2 protein-coding genes and 1 pseudogene are annotated in these 3,658 nt (G+C 48.7%); 1 reads left to right on the top strand and 2 read right to left on the bottom strand.

What is annotated here, in order from left to right; translation table 11 throughout:
- Positions 1-410 (top strand): annotated as a pseudogene (locus ACESLU_RS12895) (hypothetical protein); the annotation flags it as partial.
- Positions 411-507: 97 nt separating this feature from the next.
- On the opposite strand, the gene ACESLU_RS12890 reads toward ACESLU_RS12895, so the two are convergent.
- Both ACESLU_RS12890 and ACESLU_RS12885 read right to left on the bottom strand, forming a co-directional pair.
- The gene (locus tag ACESLU_RS12890) at positions 508-1,617 is read right to left on the bottom strand and encodes a hypothetical protein (RefSeq protein ID WP_372639043.1); all 1,110 of its coding nucleotides are present in this window, start codon (positions 1,615-1,617) and stop codon (positions 508-510) included.
- A gap of 481 nt (positions 1,618-2,098) precedes the next feature.
- A partial coding sequence (locus ACESLU_RS12885; RefSeq protein ID WP_372639042.1) for an efflux RND transporter permease subunit occupies positions 2,099-3,658 on the bottom strand: 1,560 nt, incomplete at its 5' end.

Below are 3,658 nucleotides of genomic sequence, written 5' to 3'. Positions count from 1 at the left end.
AATACCAGGCCCTGGCCGATTCCATCCATTCCGGATTTTCTGACTGGCCGGATGAAGCCAGTCTGGTATTAACCGGCGCCTTTACCCCCACTGGGGACCAAGCCCGATCGTTTAAAGTTTTTGCCGATGCCGAAATTGAGATCGAGCGGGAATTTAATCCGCCGCTTGAGGTGACTGAGGATAATATACAGCAAATTGTTTCGGTTCGCATCAATCCCACAAAGTGGCTGGTGAAAGAGGACGGCTCCGTCCTTGATCTTACGCAGTACGACTGGGATGAATATGAGGAGCTGATAGAATTCGAAGTCGAGTTCGAAGACGGCGTAGAGGAGATCGAAGTGGATGACGATGATTTTGAAGACGACGATGATGAGGACGATGACGATGATGATAACAAAGACGATGATTAACTCACATCTTATAATCAGCTGACAAAGCTTAATAAAAGCCCGGTCGCCTGCTTGTCCGGAACCGGTAATATGATGCCTTACCGGAAATCATCTTTAGTTACTCACGGTAAAAGCCGTAATACCCGGCTACGGCTTCGTAGTCGGAGGTATCTAAATGGTCGGGTATGGTATGCTGCTCTGCTACCTTATAGGACGGATAATCATAGTTTCCCGCTTCAATGCGAACAATTTCAAGCTCATTATATACTTCACCGGGACCGTCTTGTCTAATAATGGTCAAGTTCGCCTGTCCCAAACTTTCTGACCAGTAATGATACGTGGCGTAAAAGGTGTCCTCATTGTAACCGTAGCCAGGCAGCTGATAATAGATCGTACCTTCAAAAGACCAGTCTTCATACTTAAAATAGACCAAAAATATATGTTTGGCTAAATCCTCTCCACTGTTAATTCCAATCGCATTCAAACTAAATGATTTGTTATATGTTGAAGTAAAATCAATACTGTTGGGGTAAATATATCTGGTAACATTATCACTTCCATCAGCACCTTTTAGATTCAGGGGACCCCCCCAGCCTTTACTTGTTTTAGGTCCATAGAGGTCATAACTGCTTTTATCCAGGTAATAATCACCCACAACGCCCAATGAGGCATCCGGGGCTCCGCTCCCCGAATAAATCCGGCTTCCGTCTTCTCCGTCCACCCCGTCTTGGCCATCGGTTCCATCCTGACCATCTTCCCCTGAAAGATCGGTAGGAGTGCCCCAGCCACTGGCATTTTTGGGACCATAAAATTCCCCGCTGCTCTTGTCAAAATAATAGTCTCCCTCAGTACCAAGATCATCGGCCGGCGGACCGTCTCCCGCATGAATAACACTGCCATCTTCCCCGTCCTGACCATCAGCCCCATCCTGTCCATCGACTCCGTCCTGCCCATCGGCTCCGTCCCGGCCATCTTCCCCCATCAGCACGATAATGGGATTTCCCCAACCGTTCTCATCTTTAGGACCGTAAAGCTCACCGGTATCCTGATTGAGATAGTAATCGCCTTCGGCGCCCATGCTGTTGTCGGCTTGACCGACCCCGGCGTATATCACGCTGCCATCTTCACCTGCTGGCCCTACCGGCCCCATCGGACCTGACGGACCCTGCGGACCATCTGTCCCGGCAGGTCCTTCACAGGCTACAGCCACAGCAACTATTACAACCATACTGAAAACCATTCGACCTATTTTCCACATAAGGGTCCCGCTCTATTGTTAGCTCTCTGATTTAATTATCGGTTTTTCCATTAATAACTACCTACTTCTATTTTATGATAAATACGTCCTTCTATGATAAATCAGCTCAAAATGCGTGAGAATTGCCTCGCGAAATGTATTTTTTACAGAAGAATTACCCTATACCCTGTACCATGATTTTTGTTGTCCGGCAGATTTTTAAGAGCTGTTTAGAAAATTGAACCTGACGTTTACAGGTAGTAATGAACCATTTTAACAAAGAGAAAAAGAAAGCATTCTATATCAGGAGAGGGGAAAAATCGATTCGGGGAAGGGACAGAAATCATTGGTTGTACCTGCCTGCCGGAAGAAAGTGAGGAGGCTGGTTGGAGTGGTCGCCCGATATTAAATCGTATCACACTTGCACTTATAAAAAGTACCTCCACTGTCAATCGCTGCAAAAATAAATAAATCACTTCTCAAACTGTGCAAACAGTGCCGGAATTACAACCAGTGTCAACAGCGTTGAACTAATCAGACCACCGATGACAACTTGTGCAAGCGGTGATTGAATTTCATTTCCTGGTTCGCCAGCTGCCAGGGCAAGTGGAATGAGAGCCAATCCAGCCGTAAGCGCGGTCATTAAAATAGGATTCAGCCGTTCCATCGCTCCCTGTTTTACAGCTTCCATAAACTCTTTGCCTTCATTTAGCAGGTGTTGAAAATGGGAAACCATGAGAATGCCGTTGCGCGTGGCAATGCCAAACAATGTGATAAATCCTACCAAAGAAGCGAGCGTTATGATACCACTCGTAAGGTAGACGGTAAATATCCCTCCAATTAAAGCAAGGGGAAGATTAACCATGACCAACAGCGCAGTTTTAAGAGAGCCGAATTCAAGATAAAGCAACAGATAAATACCCATAATAGCCACAATGCTGAGCAACGAAATAATCTGTGATGCCCTTGCCTCGCTTTCAAACTGGCCGCCATACTCCACAAAGTATCCCTGCGGAAAGCTCACGCTGCTCGTCACATTGCCCTGTATTTCTTCCACCGTACTACGCAGGTCCCGTCCGGCGACATTGGCCGAAACGACGATCTTTCGCTGCACATTTTCCCGGCTGATGGTATTAGGGCCACTCCGTGATTGAACGCTGGCCAACCCTGTCAACGGAACGACCGCTCCGCCTTCTATCATAAACTGTGCCTCTCGCACCGCTTCGATACTGCCCCTGTGCTCCTCATCGTAGCGAACAGTCAAGTCAAAGGACTTTTCACCTTCAAGCACCTGGGAGACCACTTCTCCGCCAAATGCGACATCGACCATCTCAGAAAGTTCTCCCACGGTAATGCCGTAGCGGGACATCGCCCTGCGATCGGGACGGATTTGAATCTGGGGGACGTTCTGCTGCTGCTCTACGGAAAGGTCCACCACTCCCTGCACGCCTTCCATCCGGCCCCGGACCTGCTCGGCCAGCGTCCGCAGGCGGGAGAGGTCTTCTCCGAAAATCTTTACGGCGATATTGGCTCGGGTTCCCGAAAGCATATGATCAATGCGGTGACCTATGGGCTGGCCAATCGTAATGTTGGTACCCGAAACTACGCTGAAGTCTTCCCGAAGCCGGGCCAGCATCTCTTCCTTGCTCATACCTTCCGGGAGGGTAAAGTCAGCATCGATTTCCGATGAGTTTACCCCTTGAGCATGTTCATCCAGCTCCGCGCGTCCGGTTCGGCGGGAGGTCGATTCTATGGCCGGATGATCCAGCAATATCTCCTCGATCCGCCGGCCAATATCATTGGATTCACTGAGGGAAGTACCCGGAATGGTTACGGCACTGATGGTAAGGGTACCTTCATTGAACTCCGGCAGAAAAGAGCGTCCCAAAAAGGGTACAATGACCAATGTTCCCAAAAACAGTACCAGTGCAGATGTTATGACCGTTTTCCGATAGACAAGAACCGACTCGAGTACCTGGTCATACCCGTTCTTTAACTTCTTCGTAAACCAACTCTCGTCCAGCTTGCCCCG

This window comes from Fodinibius sp., from assembly GCF_041642155.1.
Lineage (GTDB): Bacteria > Bacteroidota > Rhodothermia > Balneolales > Balneolaceae > Fodinibius.
This window is presented reverse-complemented; position numbering and strand designations above follow the sequence as displayed.